13 protein-coding genes are annotated in these 19070 nt (G+C 47.7%); 5 read left to right on the forward strand and 8 right to left on the reverse strand.

Annotated features, from left to right (window positions below; all coding sequences use genetic code 11):
* Window positions 1-70: 70 nt before the first annotated feature.
* Window positions 71-724 (forward strand): XRE family transcriptional regulator, encoded by a 654-nt coding sequence (locus PsAD26_RS21530; RefSeq protein ID WP_063312078.1) that lies wholly within the window; start codon window positions 71-73, stop codon window positions 722-724.
* A 410-nt stretch (window positions 725-1134) separates the two neighbouring features.
* Here the strand turns inward: PsAD26_RS21530 and mauJ are convergent, their stop codons facing one another.
* From mauJ to PsAD26_RS21560, 6 genes are all read right to left on the reverse strand, one after another.
* A complete protein-coding gene (gene mauJ, locus PsAD26_RS21535) occupies window positions 1135-2556 on the reverse strand; it encodes a methylamine utilization protein MauJ (protein WP_063312079.1) in 1422 nt (473 codons plus the stop codon).
* Between the two features lie 246 nt (window positions 2557-2802).
* Window positions 2803-3066, reverse strand: coding sequence for a hypothetical protein (locus PsAD26_RS21540; RefSeq protein WP_063294981.1), 264 nt, complete (start codon window positions 3064-3066; stop codon window positions 2803-2805).
* 466 nt (window positions 3067-3532) lie between these two features.
* Window positions 3533-5647 (reverse strand): DUF6371 domain-containing protein, encoded by a 2115-nt coding sequence (locus PsAD26_RS21550; RefSeq protein ID WP_063312081.1) that lies wholly within the window; start codon window positions 5645-5647, stop codon window positions 3533-3535.
* Window positions 5640-5957 (reverse strand): hypothetical protein, encoded by a 318-nt coding sequence (locus tag PsAD26_RS21555; protein ID WP_063312082.1) that lies wholly within the window; start codon window positions 5955-5957, stop codon window positions 5640-5642. The genes PsAD26_RS21550 and PsAD26_RS21555 overlap by 8 nt, the downstream gene beginning before the upstream one ends.
* Complete coding sequence (locus PsAD26_RS28995) at window positions 5954-6178, reverse strand: helix-turn-helix domain-containing protein (RefSeq protein WP_193758330.1); 225 nt, start codon at window positions 6176-6178, stop codon at window positions 5954-5956. Before PsAD26_RS28995 ends, PsAD26_RS21555 begins: the two co-directional genes overlap by 4 nt.
* A 94-nt stretch (window positions 6179-6272) precedes the next feature.
* The gene (locus tag PsAD26_RS21560; protein ID WP_063312083.1) at window positions 6273-7067 is read right to left on the reverse strand and encodes a hypothetical protein; all 795 of its coding nucleotides are present in this window, start codon (window positions 7065-7067) and stop codon (window positions 6273-6275) included.
* Between the two features lie 207 nt (window positions 7068-7274).
* Here PsAD26_RS21560 and PsAD26_RS21565 point away from each other — a divergent pair, with 207 nt between their 5' ends.
* From PsAD26_RS21565 to PsAD26_RS21580, 4 genes are read left to right on the forward strand one after another with little or no spacing between them, the layout of a single operon-like run.
* The gene (locus PsAD26_RS21565) at window positions 7275-9632 is read left to right on the forward strand and encodes a DEAD/DEAH box helicase family protein (RefSeq protein WP_063312084.1); all 2358 of its coding nucleotides are present in this window, start codon (window positions 7275-7277) and stop codon (window positions 9630-9632) included.
* Window positions 9632-11110 carry a class I SAM-dependent DNA methyltransferase gene (locus tag PsAD26_RS21570; RefSeq protein ID WP_063312085.1) on the forward strand — a complete coding sequence of 493 codons (1479 nt, stop codon included), beginning with the start codon at window positions 9632-9634 and terminating at the stop codon, window positions 11108-11110. Before PsAD26_RS21565 ends, PsAD26_RS21570 begins: the two co-directional genes overlap by 1 nt.
* Window positions 11107-12780: a restriction endonuclease subunit S gene (locus PsAD26_RS21575; protein ID WP_153041549.1), complete on the forward strand. Its 1674-nt coding sequence runs from the start codon at window positions 11107-11109 to the stop codon at window positions 12778-12780. The genes PsAD26_RS21570 and PsAD26_RS21575 overlap by 4 nt, the downstream gene beginning before the upstream one ends.
* Window positions 12770-14617, forward strand: coding sequence for an AAA family ATPase (locus PsAD26_RS21580; protein ID WP_063312087.1), 1848 nt, complete (start codon window positions 12770-12772; stop codon window positions 14615-14617). Before PsAD26_RS21575 ends, PsAD26_RS21580 begins: the two co-directional genes overlap by 11 nt.
* A 419-nt stretch (window positions 14618-15036) precedes the next feature.
* Here PsAD26_RS21580 and PsAD26_RS21585 read toward each other — a convergent pair whose 3' ends face one another.
* Both PsAD26_RS21585 and PsAD26_RS21590 read right to left on the reverse strand, forming a co-directional pair.
* Window positions 15037-16287: a site-specific integrase gene (locus PsAD26_RS21585; protein WP_063312088.1), complete on the reverse strand. Its 1251-nt coding sequence runs from the start codon at window positions 16285-16287 to the stop codon at window positions 15037-15039.
* Window positions 16288-16788: 501 nt separating this feature from the next.
* Window positions 16789-19062 (reverse strand): TonB-dependent receptor, encoded by a 2274-nt coding sequence (locus PsAD26_RS21590; RefSeq protein WP_208985797.1) that lies wholly within the window; start codon window positions 19060-19062, stop codon window positions 16789-16791.
* Window positions 19063-19070: the final 8 nt, after the last annotated feature.

Raw genomic sequence — 19070 nt, forward strand, 5'->3', positions numbered from 1 at the left:
AGCACTTACAATGGCTTAATAAGGCGCGTATTCTGTTTATAAAAGGGTGGCCGTTAGGCCATTGTTGCAAATGACTAACAATGGCACCTTCTCTGAGCGCTTAAAAAAGCTTATGGGCGATGACAGTCGAGCAGAGTTTGCAGAAAAATGTGAGATATCGGTTGGAGCGCTCAGAAATTATCTGAATGACGGGATGCCGAGTGCAGACAAAGCCTTGAGAATTGCAAGGTTATTTAGCGTGAGTATTGAATGGCTCATTGAAGGCGTCCAAAATGTCGAGCCAAATAAAGCACAGGCGGTTGATTTTATTACCATCCCACGTGTTGATGTCCACCTAGCCGCTGGTAACGGTGCTTTGAACGGCGATAGCATCGAGAGAGTGGAAGATATTCCGTTCACTAAAGAATTTTTAGGCGGGAAACTTGGCAGAAGCAGTTCAGACGGCTTGATTATCCTCACTGCGGACGGTGACAGTATGGATCCGCTCATCGCCGACGGTGACCTAGTGATGGTCGACAAAAAGCGCAACACACTGTCTGATGGCGTCTATGCCTTTGTCTACGGTGGTTTGGCGCGTGTTAAGTACCTCCGTCCAACAATTCAGGGCGATGTTGAGCTGATCAGCCAAAATCCTATTCACAAAGACGAGCTGCTAAAACGCTCTGATCTTGAAGATTTTCATATCATCGGCAAAGTAGTGTGGTGCGGTCACCGCTTCAGCTAAACTGCCCTTGAAGCCAGCCAATTCAAACGTACCACTTTCTTTTGCTCATTTTTGACCGTTATATGCACACCTAAGCGCCCATTTTGAATATATTTCGCGCAACACTGTGCAAAATGCTTTTCCCTATCCAAAACAATATAATTGAGAAGTTTCAACGGGTTCATTCAATTTTACCCGCCTATACCTCTGTGCAGAATAACAGTCCCCCCCACAACTCTTTCAACTTAATACTGGAAAAGCTGTGAATGCCGTCACTAGCTGTCAGAGACGAGGCGTTCTGTGAGGTTTGGTGAAATAGTAGCTGACAGTTAGTTGTCAATGGTTGCAAGCCGAACTCCTCAGCAGTGTAGAGATCTACCAAAGAGCCCCAAAGGCAGCAGTACCCAAATCTCAAACGCTAGCGAAGCAGCCTAGTCCGTATTATCGGACAGGTATGATGTCGAAAACTTAAACTCTGATACGATGAAAAACTTTGCTATTCGTTGAATTACTCGCGAAGCAACTAATAGGCGTCGCGTTTCCTCAGCACCATCGGGATCAGAGGGCGCATCTTTTGCGGCGTGGGCCGTAGCTACTCGACAGTTTTTGTAGACGTACTGCCCTCTACTTACATTCGCCGCTTTTCTGTCTGCTTCAAAAGAATCTAACTCGCCCTGCCCGGCAGACGACACAGCATCATCAAAAATTCGATCTACCCAAGATACGACCTTTTTCTTGTTGTCATAACGTGTCTCAAACACTCTGAAAAAGCTGAGTACCGCATGACTAGCCAGCCCTACAGAGCGCGCATTTAGACCATCACGATAGAAAGACAAACACATCAGCAAGTCTTCGTCATGCGGCAGCTCTCTATAAAAATGCCATTGATGCATCGTCATAAATGCTAGATTTTGCTTAGGGACCGGAACTGGAACTGGATTTCCTGACCAACCTTCATGAAGAGAAGAAGGCTGATCCTCGCACCAGCTCATGATACTTAACATTCGATTTATCAGTGACCGGGCGTCATCGCTAGAGAGCCGCTCTTTGATCAGATCAACGCTAACTGAGTGCGAATTTTCTTTTGTCTTTGGAAACAAAACTAAATGATGACCACCAAACTTAACTCGCGTCGGCTCCTTAGGCCAACTAACTTGAGCATCAACTCTCAAGTTGAGAAATTTCGATGACGGACTAGCTCCAAGCCGACGGTGAAATTCATCTCGCTCCTCTTCAGTTTTGTACTCTTGCCAATCAGTTTTTAGAGGTCGATTTAAATGTCTTGATATCGAAGCCGATTTACTAAGGGTTCCAAAAAAACATGGCGCAAATGATCTTTGAATAGCTGTAAATCGCTCTAATCGTTCATGATCATACAGCTCCTCCGCCCCAGGGACTAAAACACTCTCTGCATACCTAGACACATATGAAGCTGTTTTCGCTATACCACTTCTACGAAAATACAAGGTTGCAGAATATTCCTCACCCTGAAAGTCCTGTTCAACTGATAACGTCATGCGAGTAAGATTATCTTCATTTCCATGATCTTCGATCAGGCTCGCTATTGCTTCATTAAGATTTGTTACATTATTGAAGGAAGCTGCTTCTCCGCCCACAGGACGCAACTTTCCCAGAATAAGTGACGCATGGCCAGAGTAGCCTATTAATGGGTGTACAAATCCCAAAACTGCATTTGCAATTTGCTTGTTAGATAAGCGAACACCAGCATTTTCTCGCCCGCGAGGAAGTAGGTTGTACCCCCTCAAGCTCTCAAACCGTCTCTGAGTTTCCGCAAACGTCCCACGTTCGGCAAGCCGTTCGTGAAGCCAAATCATTAATTCACGTGCATACATTCAAATAACTCATGCCTACTAGCCAGCTTGAAACACTCAACTCTCAATTCGAACTGAAAGATTTTTTAATAAACTCAATGTCTTGCAATTTTGTACTCTTTACAACACCCCGGATACCGCTGCCTCGTTCAATACTTTTGTTTCTTACTTCGATTGCTACCACCAATCAAAAAAAGCCTGAGAAGCATCACGCTTCCCAAGCCAGAATATTCCGTGAGAGGCAAGGCCCCTCTTCATTCCGTATTTTTAGTCTTTGGAGACTTCCAGCGCGCAAGGTTCAAGCAGCTCGGAAATCTTCTCACTACTTCCCTGCACATCTTCAATGTGATTGCGCACAGTATCAAACAGCGTCAACAACGCTTCATATTCCTGTGTATGCTCCATGCGTTCGCTCAAAACCACACTCATAGAATAAACTAAATTTTTGAGGTGGTTAGTTGCTAAGCTAAGCTGATCCACTTCATTGCGAAGGGACGTATGGGCACATTTCTCTTTACCAGTTTCTGTCATTTCAAGCCCTCTACTTTGGGTGTTGAACAACCACTCAGCAGAAGGCTTCTGACAACCCACTGGTGAGCGGGAGGTTCAGAACCTGCAAGTAGACAGGCGGGTTTATTCCCCCGCGAAGGGTATTATATTCACCGCCCTCCCGCCCATAAGCGAGAGTTTGCGTTTGGAGAACGAACTCCAGACACAAAAAGACCGCGGATTAACGGCTGCGGTGACCGCTACTTGAAAAGAGGTTCTGATGCCTCAAGATGAAGCATGCGATGATTGGCGCAAGGTGTCAATGCAATGAAACTGAATTCCTCCACAAACCCATAGGATTAGCGGGGCCAAAAAGGGAGAACAACAACAAGAACCTCAACACCAAGCCCCCGCGAAAACCACATAGCTGCTTGCACCGTGGTCTCGAACTACCCGCAGTCAAGGAAAAGCCCAGGAAGGACCCGTGATGATTGGGAAGGGGAAACGACTAAATCACATCCAGATAGATTAACCGCTTTGAACCCGTCGCCTTCTTCTGCACCTGAATACGCTTTTGCCTCAACAGCGGAGAAGCTCGATCTACCGCACTGCCAAACGCATTCACCTTTGTCGGCCAGAAACGTGAGGATCTGATCTGATCACTCACAACCATATTGAGCTCAGCCAACAGCTCAGTTGCCGTACCCACCCAGCCCTCACCACCTTGCCGAACCATGAGAAACTCATGAAGAGCCACAGCAACCGGATCACCTTCAAAGACGGCCTCTGCCGTGCCGCGCCGGTTGCTCTCATAAGCCTCCAGAAACTCACCCTCTTCCCAACCAAGGCCAGAAGACGCAGCCACCATTAACCGCGCAAAGTCCGCCATGCGTGGATGGCGATCCAGATGTACACTCTCAATGTTGCGAATAGCTGCGCTCAACGCATCCAGTAGAGCGCCAAGCATACGCGGTTTGAGCAGCTCCCATTCTTGCCAGAACAACTCTTCCGGCTGACGGCCCACTTCATCAATCCGCTTGAGACGAACAGAAAGGGCTCGCTCGGCCAGATCAGCCCGCTCAGTCAGCGCAGGAATGCCATTAAGCAGCACTGGCCGCGCCCCTTGAAACCAATAGGCATCGCCATCCGTGTGTAATTTGCGAGAGATAAACCCACTCCCCGTCGCCATCCGGCAAATAGCATCAGAGAGCCAGCCTTCCATTTTCGAGACATTATCAAAGTTGAGCACATGCCCGTTTTGCGCCATCACCATAAGATCGCGCTCATCCTTGGGAAGAGAGGACGCAGAAACCGCACAAGGATCTGTAATGGACCGCAACAGTCGCGCCATAGTGCTCTTGCCGCTGCCTTGCTCTCCACCAAGTGCGAGAACCGGATAACTCCGACTACGCCCCCACAAGGAGGCCACCATCCAACCAAGAATGAGCTTGCAGTCCTCTTCCTCCGCATTGATAAGATGGTGCATCTCTTCAATGTGATGCCCTTTTTCAGGTACCGGTAACGCAGACATCGTCTGCTTGCGGATGAATTTTACGGGAGGATTGTTGATCACCTTCCACTCGTCACGGGTGATACGGACAGCTTGCCAGCTCTCATCTACCAGATCCAGCCAGCTTTCCCCGTCCTGCCAGCCAGTGCGCATAAAGGGCTCATGACAGGCACCTTGTTCCAACGCTCGCACCTCAAACACCCGCAAAGCATCACCTAAGTTCTGCGTTGAAGGTGCAAGCCCGGTCTTTTCATAATACCGCCCCACCAGCCAACGCTTGAAGCTTTGGCTCTCAACTGGCCAATGCTCATAATGATCATTCACGAACACAGTGGCAAAAGCATCTTTTTGCGGAGAATGCCAAAGCTCCAGATCCTGCGCGACTGATAACAAACTCACACCACGCGCACGTGGCTTAGCTTCCAGCTCTTCCGCATCCTCTGCTTGAGAAGACAATACGAAGGTTTCAGCTTGTTCTGGCGTCCACCCATCCGTCAAAGCATCGGCCGCATCCCAGCCTTTGGGAACGCCATCCGGCGGATCAAGAATCCTCACAGATGCAGCCCCAATCTTCTCAAGGTAACCAGCAACATCATCAGCAAATTTTAGCCCAGCCTCATCCGCATCAGGCCAGATGACGACCTCTCGCCCTTGAAGCACAGACCAATCCGCTTTCTTAGCTGCATTTGAGCCACCAGGTGAGCTGATACAAACATGTCTCAATAACAATTGCTTGGCAGCATCTGCAGCCTTCTCTCCCTCAACAATGACAACAGGCATATCCGAAGTTTTGGCAAGTAGGTCTAAACCATATAGAGGCCTTGGAAGCGGCCATGTCTCCCACCGCCATTTCATTTGCCCTGCAAATTGGAACAAACACAAAGGGCGATAGCTCTTCCCCGCCCCAGCCTCATCAAACCGGTACACATACCCAAGCACTTCACCCGCTGCATCGCGGTATGTCCAGCACTGCGAAGGAGCCCCAAGCTTAGGATGAAAGGCATGTGGCTCCGGTGCCCCATCAGGCACCGGCATTACAATCACCTTTTGAGGTTGTTCCCGCTTCGGCTTTGATGTTTGGATTGGTTTAATTGGAGCAAACGGATCACTCATAAGCATCCACTCCAACCATGTCCGCCAGATTACAGGCAGCTTGCTTTTGCGAGAGCGAAAACAGATAGGCTCCAAGGCTGATAAAATCCCGTCCTCCTGCACCGGTAGCAAAATCACACCACAGGCCTGAAGCAATGTTGATTTTGAAGGAACCAGCCCGACGATCCATCCGGCGCGGGTTCTTCACGGTATACTCACAGCCACAAAGCCGCCCACCGGGGAGCCATTGCCTGCAGATGGTATCACCATGCAATAAAGCAGCTCTGGCAATGCGCTGGAAAGCAACGCGGGGATTGTGTCGCCGTCTCATGAGCTCGCCCCCACTTCACTTGTGGAGTTTGTCAAATGAGATTCAATCCATGACTGTATGTCAGAAGGCCGATAGCGAACCGACTTTCCCATCTTCACATAACTTGGCCCACCGCCACGCACCCGCCACGCCTGTATGGTCCGTATAGAAATTCCCAGATAATCCGCTGCCGCCGCTTCTGTAATCAAGGCGTTCTCAACGCTGTTCAGTTCCGTCCTCATAACCATCATCTCCGCTCATTTACGATGAAGAAATGCTGGTTGGATTCCACCGGCAAAAATAGGCGACACGATTATTCAGTGCGGGTGATCTGATTTATTGATTTGAAGAACGCGCGGATCTTGGCCCCGGTTTCGTGCGGTCTTTAGGAGCGTGTAAAGCCCAAAGCCTTTCAAAATGTCGACCACTTAATCCCGGAAAAAGCTGCAATGCTTCCTTCTCGATGCTGTCTCTTCTTTGCCAAGGTCGATCTGCAAGAGATTGCAGAAAACGTATGACTTCAGCCTCAACAAAACGGCCTTTGCTATCAGGTCTAGACTTGCGCTTTCGCTTGGTGTTTTGAGCCACAAATATCGTCAGATCTTCGGCCAGCACCTGTCTCTCATCACCGTCAATACGCAAGAGTTCATTTCGCCGCAGCGAGACATAGGAGAACTCAGAGGACCAGAGAGAGGCAGGCACGTCAACAGCTTCAGCTAGAGCGCTCTCACGTCCTTTAGCTATGAGCTCACCACTCTGCAGTGCTGATATCAGAGTTAGATACGTTTCAAATATGAGCTGAGTTGCTAGCTTATCCTCAGCTCTCCGGGGAGCCTTGCCGCTCTCAAGGATTTCCATCAACCCATGATCATCCAGCCACTCGGGAAGAACTGTTTTCTTGTGGCATTGAGTTAAAGTTCGAAGGTCAGCAGTTACAGGCCAACAACTCAGTGAGAGATCGGAAAAGTAAGAGCAGATGCCTTCGAATGTCCAATCATAAACGGACGCAACTACGCTTGCATCATAGATTGCTTCACTCACTTTATCTCGATCAAACAGCAATCTACCAAAAGCATCATAGAAGGAAAGCCCTTCAACAAGCGCCAGATCACACCTTACAATCTCCCCCATTTGATTTCCTAACCTAACAATCACGGACATCACTGTAGACTAACGCAAACTGGAGAGTGACATTGCTGAAAAAAATTTATTGAGGCCAACAATGTAGATCGTATAAGATTTGCAAATTCCCGCCAAATGATTGAAAAGATAATACATGTAACTTTTTGATGTAATTATTGATGCTGTTGAGACGTCAGAGACTGCGGGCCGATTCCAATGCTTACCAAGGAAGAAAAAAAGAAGCTCTCAGAGAGCGACATTTGCGACCTATACATTACTCCAGCAATAAAAAATTCTGGTTGGGATCCATATAAGCAAATACGCCGTGAAGTCACATTGACGCCGGGCCCAATCATCGTTCGAGGCAATGTCTCTTCACGAAACAGTAAAAAGAAGAAATATGCGGACTACGTTCTATACTGGCAGCTGTCGCAACCCATTGCTGTAGTCGAAGCGAAAGACAACAACCATGAACCTGGGCAAGGGATGCAACAGGCTCTTGGATACGCTGAGATCCTAGAAGTTCCATCTGCCTATAGTACGAATGGTGACGCTTTTGAGGAGCACAACAATTGCCCATTGGCGGGGGAGCTAATCGAACAGACTATCCAAATGGATAATTTCCCCACCCCTGAGGCATTGTGGGAGCGCTATAAGCGAGACATGGGCCTAGAAAACACTCGACAGGACTTAATTTCAGAGCCTTATTTCAGCGATGGCTCGGGAAAAGAACCAAGATATTATCAAGCAGAAGCGATTAACCGAACTGTAGAAGCAATATCTAAAGGGCAAAATCGTGTACTTCTGGTAATGGCTACCGGAACAGGTAAAACTTACACGACTTTCCAAATTATCTGGCGGCTTTGGCAAGCCGGGGCCGCAAAGCGAATTCTATTTTTAGCTGATCGAAATATTTTGGTGGACCAAACCCTAGTTAACGATTTCAAACCGTTCTCTGGAAAGATGAAAAAAATTTCTGGGCGAGAAATTGATCCCGCTTACGAAATCCATCTAGGATTATATCAAGCCCTGACAGGCACAGAAGAAAAAGATAAAATTTTCAAAACGGTATCGCCCGATTTTTTCGATCTGATCGTAGTTGATGAGTGTCATCGAGGTAGTGCCGCTGAAGATGCCGCTTGGAGGGAGATTTTGGAATACTTCAACTCCGCCACTCAGATCGGCCTTACAGCGACCCCAAAAGAAACAAGGTTTGTATCAAATAGCACGTACTTCGGCAAAGCAGTTTACACCTACAGCCTTAAACAAGGCATCGAAGATGGTTTCTTAGCACCTTATAAAGTAGTGAGAATTGATATCGACAAAGATATTGAAGGCTGGAACCCTCCACCTGGTGCCGTTGATGACCTTGGTGAAGAGATTGAAGAGCGGAAATACAATCAAAAGGATATGGATCGAATCTTGGTCCTTAACAAGCGCACCACGCTCGTCGCAGAGCGAGTCATGAAGCTTCTAAAGGCAACAGACCCCTTCAGCAAAACGATTATTTTTTGCGAAGATATTGATCATGCGGAACGTATGCGAAGGGCCATCGTCAATGCCGCAGGCAAGCTCGCTCTAGACAATCCCAAATATGTTATGCGCATCACTGGTGATAGCCCAGAAGGTAAAGCTGAACTTGACAATTTTATCGATCCCGAAAGCAAGTTTCCTGTAATTGCGACTACGTCCAAACTACTCACGACTGGAGTAGACGCAAAAACCTGCAAGCTAATTGTCATCGATAGAACTGTTTGCTCGCTTTCTATCTTTAAACAGATGATTGGTCGGGGTACCCGTGTCGATGAAGAACATGGAAAATACTACTTCACCATTATGGATTTCAAGAAGGCTACCGAGCTCTTCAAAGATCCAAAGTTCGATGGCGATCCAGTGGTGATCTATCAACCTGAAGATGACGACCCTCCAGAGCCACCAGACCCAGAAGACCCAGAAGATGACGGCGAGGGAGGAGGAGGAGGGGATCCACCACTGGGCGGAATAAAAAAGTTCCGTGTCAGCGGGGTCGATGTAAATATCATTGCAGAACGCGTTAGCTATTTAGATCCTGACGGAGAACTCATTACCGAGTCATATAAGGACTTTGCCAAAAAGCAGGTACAAAACGAGTTCTCTTCTCTCAATGATTTCATCAACAGATGGAATGAGGCAGATAAAAAAGCCGTGATCATTGCTGAGCTCGAAGAATGCGGTGTTCTGCTGGAGAACCTTGAACAAGAGGTGGGAAAGGACTTCGGTGACTTCGATCTACTTCTTCATGTGGCCTATGACCAGCCGCCCCTAACTCGTGCTGAACGTGCCAACAACGTGAAAAAAAGAGACTACTTTACTAAATACGGTGAACAGGCCCGCAAGGTGCTAGCAGCACTATTGGACAAGTATGCAGATGAAGGTATTCAGGCAATCGAAGATGCCCGAGTTCTGAGAATGCATCCGTTTAATGAAATCGGCAGTCCGGTCGAGATCATAAAAGGCGTTTTTGGGGGCAAGGTAAATTATGAAGAGGCCATAAGGGACCTCGAAGAAGAACTGTATAGGCAGGCAAGCGGCTGATGGGAAACATTTCCAGCGTTATCAAAGCTATTCAGGACATCATGCGCAAAGATGTTGGCGTTGACGGTGACGCACAACGCATTGGTCAGATGGTCTGGATGTTTTTCCTAAAAATTCTCGATGACCGAGAGGCCGAGCTGGAGTTAGTCGAAGACGACTTCCAATCTCCGATACCTGAGCCTCTTCGCTGGCGAAATTGGGCGGCAAACAAAGAAGGCAATACTGGAGAAGAACTTTACGACTTCGTTCAGAACACACTGTTTCCCAAGCTCAAATCGCAAGAGTTTCTAAATAGCCCGCGCCGTGAACAGGCCCAGGTAGTCCAGCATGTTTTTGCAGATGCCTACAACTATATGAAATCGGGCACCCTACTGCGCCAGGTCATCAACAAGATTAATGAAATTGACTTTAACAATTCTGGCGACTGGCACACCTTCGGCGGGATTTACGAGCAAATCTTGAAAGATCTGCAAAGCGCGGGAAATTCCGGTGAATTTTATACCCCACGTGCTGTCACCAAATTTATTGTAAACCGCGTGGATCCCCAACTTGATGAAACCGTGCTTGATCCCGCCTGCGGCACAGGCGGCTTTCTCACATGTACGATTGACCACAAAAAAGAGCACTATGTCAAAACACGTAGCGATAATGATGTTCTAGCCAAGACAATCAGAGGCGTTGAGAAAAAGCCCCTCCCCTTCATGCTGTGCATCACAAATATGATCCTGCACGGAATTGACACCCCACGCCATATAGCTCTCGATAACACGCTGAGCAAACCTTACACTGGCATCTCTGAAAAAGACCGCGTCAATGTGATTGTATCCAATCCACCTTTCGGTGGCATTGAAGAAGATGGTATCGAAAAGAACTTCCCGGCAACATATAGAACCCGCGAGACGGCTGACCTTTTCATAGCAGTAATTAAGCGCCGGTTGAAAAAGCATGGACGCGGTGCTGTCGTCCTCCCGGATGGCTTCCTATTCGGCGAAGGTGTTAAGACCAACCTTAAGCGCGAGTTGCTAGAAGAGTGTAACCTCCACACTGTCGTCCGTTTACCAAAGGGCGTCTTTAATCCGTACACAGGCATTAAGACCAACATTCTTTTCTTCACCAAAGGGGAACCAACTAAGAACATATGGTTTTATGAACACCCTTACCCAGAAGGCGTTAGCAACTACAGTAAGACAAAGCCAATGCGGTTTGAGGAGTTCCAACCCGAAATCGACTGGTGGGGAGATGAAGCGGACGGTTTTAAAGCTCGTAAAGAAACACCACATGCCTGGAAAGTAAGCGCAGAATATCTTGCAGCCTGTAACTACAACTTTGACCTGAAAAACCCTCATGAGGTCGAAGACGAGGATTTAGATCCTATGCATCTCCTAGAGGCTTACCAAAACACGCAGAATGACATACAGAATTTACGCGACAAATTAAAATTGCTCCTTTCAGACGCTTTGAACGGAACGCGCAAGTGACACATTTACGCAGCCCAATGATAGAATCCATAGATATTTGGAGCACTGCATCAGAAATGAAGTCTGGGGCAGGCCGTCGCAGTAACAGCGTGATAGACCTTTACGGGCTAACGAAACTTCGAGAGTTAATACAAAGGTTTGCGATACAAGGAAAGCTGACGCAACAGTATGAATCTGACGGCAACGGCCCTCGGCCAACCAACTTAGAAAGAAAAAAAAGAAATACCGACGATCAACCACTTGCCTTTACCGCCCCAAAGAATTGGACTGAAGCCAAGTTTGGCGACTTTTTTACGCTGGAATATGGAGACAATTTGCCAGCCAAGGCCCGTTCTCAAAGTGGCGAGTTTCCAGTCTTCGGATCTAACGGAGTAGTGGGAACTCACCACTCTGCCTGCGTTTTCAATCCTTGTGTCGTGGTCGGTCGTAAGGGCTCAGCAGGCGCAGTGAATCTTAGTCTTTCCGAAGGTTGTTGGGTAACAGACGTCGCCTATTCGTGCGTTCCTCCACAGGGCGTCGATATCCAGTATTGCATAGTTTTGTTTTCTACTCTTGGCTTGAGTAAACTTGGGAAAGGAATCAAACCAGGGCTGAACCGAAACGATGCTTATGCACTTTCCATAGCAGTTCCTCCTCTTTCCGAGCAAAAACGAATAGTTGCCAAGGTAAATGAGCTGATGGGACTATGCGATGAACTGGAGCGCCAAACCCAAGACAGCATCAAAGCTCATCAAACGCTTGTAGAAACATGCCTCGCTGCACTTGTGAACAGCGAGACTCCAGAAGCATTGCGCGAGAACTGGTCCCGCCTCGAAGACCACTTTGACATTCTGTTTACATCTGAGGAGAGTGTTGACCGGTTGGAGCGAACGATCCTAGAACTTGGCGCATCTGGCCGATTGGTACCGCAGAGTGAAGAAGAAGATTCAGAGCTTTTTCTTCAGCGTATACGTTCTAATAAGGACAAATTGATCAAGGCAAAACGTGCAATAAAGCCCAAAAAACTACCAAAGCTAGAAGAAAAGCACATCCCTCAGAAGCTTCCACGAGGCTGGATTCACTGTCGTTTACAGGATCTCCTTATGACAATGGATGCAGGTTGGAGCCCGAACTGTCCGGTCGATCCTAGCCCCAATGACGAAACATGGGGCGTTCTCAAAACAACAGCAGTCCAATCTTTAGAATACAGGCAGTACGAGAACAAAGTCTTGCCAGATCGGCTTTCGCCGAAAGAGCAATACGAAGTTAAGGCAGGCGATGTTCTTATCACACGTGCAGGACCTAGAAACCGCGTGGCTATTTGTTGTTCCGTAGAAGGAACTCGTCCTCGCCTGATGATATCGGATAAAATTATTAGATTTAGCGTGGTTGAGACCGAAGTTTCACCGCGTTTTATTGCGCTGTCTCTAAATGTAGGAAACGCGGCTGACTACTTGGAAAGCATGAAGTCAGGCATGGCAAGTAGCCAAATGAATATCTCACAGGACAAGCTGAAGGGTGCACCAATTATTCTACCCCCTTTAGTTGAGCAAGAAAAAATCATGATTAAAGTTGATGAGCTCCTCACTGCATGTAAAAACCTGAGAGGCGCTATACCTAAAGCCAACAAATTAAGAAGCCTGATCGCAGACCAACTTACCTCAAACATCAATTTGTCAAATGCGCCTTAAATCAATTTGGATCAGCGAGTACAAAAACCTCCGAGATTTCACCCTCACCTTTGATGGAGACAACTTTCTCGAAATCTTCGTCGGGAAAAACGGAACCGGTAAATCAAATTTTTTCGAAGCTCTCGTAGAAATCTTTAATTTCATGTTCCAATCTAAAAAGAGACGCTCAGAGATCAACTTCGACTTTGAATTGCGTTACCTGATTGGCGAAGAGGAAGTTCACCTTAATCGTAGGCTGGGGGAACTTGAGGTTAATGGCAAGAAACGCGCAACGATTGGAAACGTCCAAACTCCTGAAAATGTGATTGTTTACTATTCTGGACATAGCGATGTAATTGATAAGACGGTCGATAAATATGCGAAAGCTTTTGCGCGCCGGAACAAAAGCTGGACCGGAGATGAAGCCCGAGAGTTCATCAATATCGGCATTGAATACAAAGAAATCTTGTTAACTATCTTGTTGCTCCAACCAGGGGACTCCCCAGCCCGACAATTTGTAATTAATAAGCTAGGAATCTCTGTTACCGGGGGAACTGCTCGTCTTAGGCTGTCACCCCCGAGTTTTCAGCATATTCCTGTCGAGACCGGTGATATCACTAGTTTCTTATGGGGTGCGCAAGGTGTTTCTCTAACCTTCGTTGAAAGGCTTCTGAATTGCGTTAAAGGTGATTATACGCGAGACTCAATCTTTGAACGAACCACAAATCACTACGAAATTGCAATTGACCTAAACCTGTTCCAGGAAGAGTTCGCCGAGGAAACCTCATCAGACTTATTCCGAATGTTGGATAATCTGAAAACCCTCGGAATGTTAGAGTCTCTATCAATTCCGATTGGATTGAGCGATGGGCGACCAATTAACGTTCAAGACTTTAGTGATGGCCAATTTCAGTCTGTGTACATATACGCAATTTCAGAACTATTCAAAGATCGGAACTGTATAACACTTCTAGATGAGCCAGACTCTTTCCTCCACCCAGAATGGCAATTCGGCTTTTTAGAGCAAGTATCAGATATAGCAGGAACTGACGCTGCTGAAACTAACCACGTCCTGCTCAGTAGTCATAGTGCTGTGACCTTGATTAAGCACGCAAAAGAGAAAATCGGCTATTTTGATATCAAAAACGGCAACGCAAAAAGCTATTATCTGCCAAAGCACGTTGCAATAAGAAAACTAAGCGAGAACTTAATCAAATACACAGAAAAGGATCAGCTATTAAGCATTATTAATGCTATCCAATTTAACGCAAAGCCTATCCTCTTCACAGAAGGACATATCGATCCAATCATCATCAAAGAAGCGTGGCAGCGCCTCTTCGATGACGAAATGCCATTCATCCCATTCTACGGATTTAGCTGCTCGTATTTGAAACAACTCATACAAGACCCGCGTATACATCGTGAGATGGATGGTAAACCAGTCTTCGGCATGTTTGATTTTGACAAAGCCTACGAACAGTGGAATAGCATTCGCGGTGATCAGGAGGTACATTCTCTTGTTCAAGGACTTACCAAAAAACTAAACGAACATAATGCATATGCGATTATGCTGCCAGTTCCTGAAAATGAACGGATAAGGCAACAAGTCGTCCTTGATCTTGATAACAATACAAGCTTTGAAGGTGATGCTTTGTGCGAAATCGAGCACCTGTTTTATGGCGACCCTCTCACCGATGAATTCTTCGAAGAACAACCTGTCGCCGGTGGTGGTACAAAAATCACAATCAAAGCTGATGCACAAAAAGAACGATTTGCTTCCGACGTCATACCTCGACTAGATAGCGCCTATTTTGAAGTTTTTCGCCCAGTTTTTGAGTTCATTCGGCAGAAAGTATAGAAGCGGTCTTCCAAAATTATTTTGCGTTCCCCTGCATACCGCCCATTTGAGTAAGCCGAAGAATAGACAACAAAAAACCCGCGAACTCATTGAGCGAGTGGGTTTAATCAAGGTCATCGCAGGCTACCCTTAAACACAAGAAATGCCTGCTTTTTCACCGTAATCCTAGGTGAAATCATTTACCATACAGCTCTTCGCAGCTGCAGCGAATGACCGCAAAGGTCCGCTAGATGACTCTAGGTGCCAACGGGGCAAGTGACGGGCGAGACACTCAGCAAGGACCGGAAAGAAATTGACCTGAAATTGAGAATTCACTTTTGCAGGCAATGCACCGTGTTAGGGCAAACGACAGCAATTTCTTACTGAAACATGCAGTTCTCCCAATCATCTGCATGCTCAAATACAGCGGCTATGGAATTCTACTCCCCTCCCTTCAGCCCCGCCTCGATCCGCTCTCCCACAGTCTCCGATAGCACACGAATGGGGTGAGCATCATGGTTCACATAGCGGTTGGTGATGGTCACGTTGCGGTGGCGCAAGAGGTGACTGATAAGGAAAGCATTACTTCCTGATTGCGCGGCAAAGGTGCCCACTGTGTGGCGTAGATCGTGGATGCGCACATCTGGAATATCTGCATGATGGCGCACACGCTGCCATGCATTTTCCACCAGCTCTTTTGTAATATGCCGTGTGGGATCATTGATGCGGGCAAGCACATAGGGAGAGCCATCCAGACGCGGTATGTCGGAGAGGATGTCCAGCACATTCCCACTCACAGGATGAGGTTTGCGGCCATCCCCTTTCTTGGAAGGTAAGGCAATTGCCCCCTCTTCAAAGTCCACATGCTTCCATTCAAGAGAAGCGATCTCCATCAGCCGCGCACCTGTGTAGAGGAGTAGCTTAAGGCAGTAGAGCGCCATGGGGTTCACAGGTGTCCGGCGCTTTTCAATATCGTGGCGCAAGTGCTTGTGGTTCTCTGGGCTAGCCTTGATGATCCATGGAAGCCCCTCCTTCTCCGCAAGCTCCAACGTCTTACCCAAGCGCTGTAACTCATCACCGGATAAGAACCGGTCGCGCTCATTTTCTTTGTAACGCTTCACCAACCGCACAGGGTTGCTGTGCTCAGGCCTCAAGCCCCACACCTCAGCGAGATTGAACGCCTTGGAGATGATCGCCAGCACATGATTTGCTTGTCGCGGAGTTCTGCGCATAGAACGATGAAGCTTGGAGATATCCTGCCGGGTGACTGAAGCTAGCTTAGCTTTGCCCAAAGGCTTCCTCACACAGCGCTCCAGAATTCGCCTGATCTCAACAAGAGACTTGGGCTTATTGTGCACCTCAACATGTTCGCTCAGGTACATGTCCAGCAGATCATCAACCGTCGGCGCATTACGAATGATCTTGCGATTAACGGTTGGATCTTCCCCATTACGCACCTTGGCCAGAACATCGACAGCCTGCCCCCTCGCCTGATCTGGTGTTAGCTCCCCGTATTTTCCGAGGGTCATCCGGCGAGACCGCCCTTCTAGTGTGCGATATTGAACAATGAAGGTTTTGCGTCCGGTTGGCATCACCTGCAGCCCAAATCCCGAGAGCTTACCGTCCCAGACGAAGTACTTCTTCGTCGTTGGCTTGGCTGCATCGACCGTCCGTTTCGTGACATTGGGCATCAGACAAAACTCTCCCGCTGACGGCCCATGACAAGAACCGCCCCACATGCGAAAATAGAAGTTAAAATTAGTCCCCGAATGCTGCTGTTTCTGACGGCCTGACAGCTTGTGACAACCTTTTGGGCTTCTCTTAAGGCCATGTGCAAAACACAGCCTCATCCCCTTACAGATCGCTTGCGCTATGCCTACCGTTTCTTGTCAGCATATTGTAAGCAAATGTACGAGTTTCACGGCGAAATGCAAGGTAGGCAGAGGCAAATAATTTTCTACAACTCATTGATTCATAGTACTGAATCGTAGTAGAGTGCAAGTGACGGTGAGTTGTAAATTGCAACTTGTAATCAGGGGGTCGCGGGTTCGATCCCTGCTGCCGGCACCATTTACTTTCTTAATTAACGAAGACAAGCAAGAGCCCTAGGTGAACTAACGATCGCGTGAACTCATCACTCTTCAATCCCGAAGCAAGAGGCAGAGCAGAGCCCTGCCTCACATTTGCATAACTTAAAACGTCTTGGTGTATTGCAAGAAGACGCGGCGACCTTCGGCTAGGACGTTTCGGTTGCGGCCGGAGCTTGCTGTTACATTGGTCTGCTTGGTGTCAAACACATTTTCTATACCAAATTTTACAGTTCCAAAGTCTGCAGCGTATTTTGCGCCAGCATTAACCGTGAATGTCTGTTTTAGCTTTAGATCTTCTGACTGCGGGTTCCCATCATCAACATTTCGCCCGGAGCCGTAGATTGCTTCACCATGAAGACTCACGCCATTCTCAAAGCGGTAGTCTGTATAAAGAGTCGCCTGGAATGGGGAACCAATGCGATTATTAGGCAACGCATCGTCAAGGTCGCCATCCTCGTCATAGTCATAAACGCCTTCTTTGTAGGCAAGAATAGTTCCAAGGCTCCAATTGGCATCGATCACTGCTCTTGCATTTAACTCAGCGCCCCAGATGCGCTCTTTTCGCTGCGTTAAAGCACTCGCAGCTGGGTTAAAAGTTAATCCTTTGTCCGTTGTAGAAAGGAAGACAGAAGTTGCTACTGAATATTTACCATTGTTGAAGCGCCCGCCGATTTCATAATTATTTACGATGGCTGCCTCAGGCTGTAAGTCAGAGAAATTGAACTCAGTCTCCCACTCCACCCAAGTATTTGGATCTAATCGATTAATACCCAGCGCTGGGTCAAGCGTAACGAGAGGATTTCTTATGTCTGCTAGCGGGGCTTTGAATTCATAATCAACTGCACGGCGCGTGAAACCACCTATATCAGGTACAGAATACCCTTGGGAGAAGCCTGCAAAAAGGTCTAACTCATCCGAGACGTGCATGACACCGCCTAAGTTAAAAACTGTAGCATCATAAACAGCATCTCCCCCTTTCACATTTGCTTCAGGTACATCTAAGATCGGAAAGCCTGGATACTTAATTTGACCTGACGGACGGGTATAATCACCCACGCTTAGATCATAGCGCTGATAACGAAGGCCACCACGCAGTTCGAACATCTCTCCGACAGGGACTTTGAGCTGCCCAAAGACCGCAAAGGAGTTTTGCTCCATTGGGCCCATGATGTCTCGACCATCAGGTAGCTTCTGCGTTACATCTTCGTAGGTAAAGTCGCCCCCGTAGCTGAACTCCAGCCCTTCGTAGAGGTTACTGAGATCGCGATCAAATGTGGTACGAACTCCAACTTGCTTCATGAATACTGAGTTTTGAGAACGGTCTGGATCTGGAGAATAAGTGAACGGATTAGCATCACTTAAGGGAACCAAAGCCGAACGTCTTTCAGTGTCATTGTAAAAAAGCTCGATATTGGCATCGCCGAGAAGCCCGAGATCGTAGACATTTAACGTCACAGTCAGGTTCTTTGCGTCTTCCATCGGGCTTAGGCCCTTGTAAGAAGAGCTGATGTCTTGAGAAACCGGATCTGATGTGAAGTCAGAGTAAAACTCGATGTCCTGCTCCATTTTAAGCAGGTTCGCGTAAATTGAGACATCAAACCGTTCAGCCTCAAACCCAACACGACCAGAGATATTGTATTGCTCGAGACCAGAGCCACCACCCTGCCCAGTTGCCGGATCTTCTGGTACGCGCGTGCCGTTTCCGGCAAACAAATCACCCGTGTTCTTGAACTGACCATTCAGTTGAATGCTCTTGCCATCTTTCCGGTATCCAGCCTCAACACTCGTGAGCACATGCGCACTATCTTTAACATTGCGCTCACTTGCAGAGATGGTCGTAGAGAAAGACCCACTGAAGCCCTCTTTATCCGCACTCTTGGTGATGACATTGATGATACCGCCTGTACCGCCGTCACCATACACAGCGCTTGCGCCATTGATAATCTCAATGCGCTCAATGCTGTCTGCATCAATGAGGCTCAACACACGATTTACTTTACGCAGAGAAGATGTACGTGGACTACCATTGACCAAAACTTGTAGTGAGCGCCCGCGGAAGGTTTCCCCCAATCCACTGAGTGTATCATTGCTGAGATTCAACCCCGGCACATAACGTCCTAAAGCTGTCGTGATATCTCCGTTCGCAGCAACAGCTTGTTGCAGTTCTTCGCCGGAGATCACCTGCACAGTACCTGGAATGGAGGAGATGGATTCCTCGGTGCGGCTGGCGGTTACGACGACGGTTAGGTCGGTGTCGTCTTCAATGGCATCCTGTGCGGTTGCGATGGATGCTGTTTGAAACAGTGCGAAAGGTGCGACGGTGCATAGCAGCACTCGCGCGAGGGAGCCCTTGCTCCCCATAGCGACGCGTTTCATATTGCCCC

This window comes from Pseudovibrio sp. Ad26 (assembly GCF_001623285.1).
Taxonomy (GTDB): domain Bacteria; phylum Pseudomonadota; class Alphaproteobacteria; order Rhizobiales; family Stappiaceae; genus Pseudovibrio; species Pseudovibrio ascidiaceicola.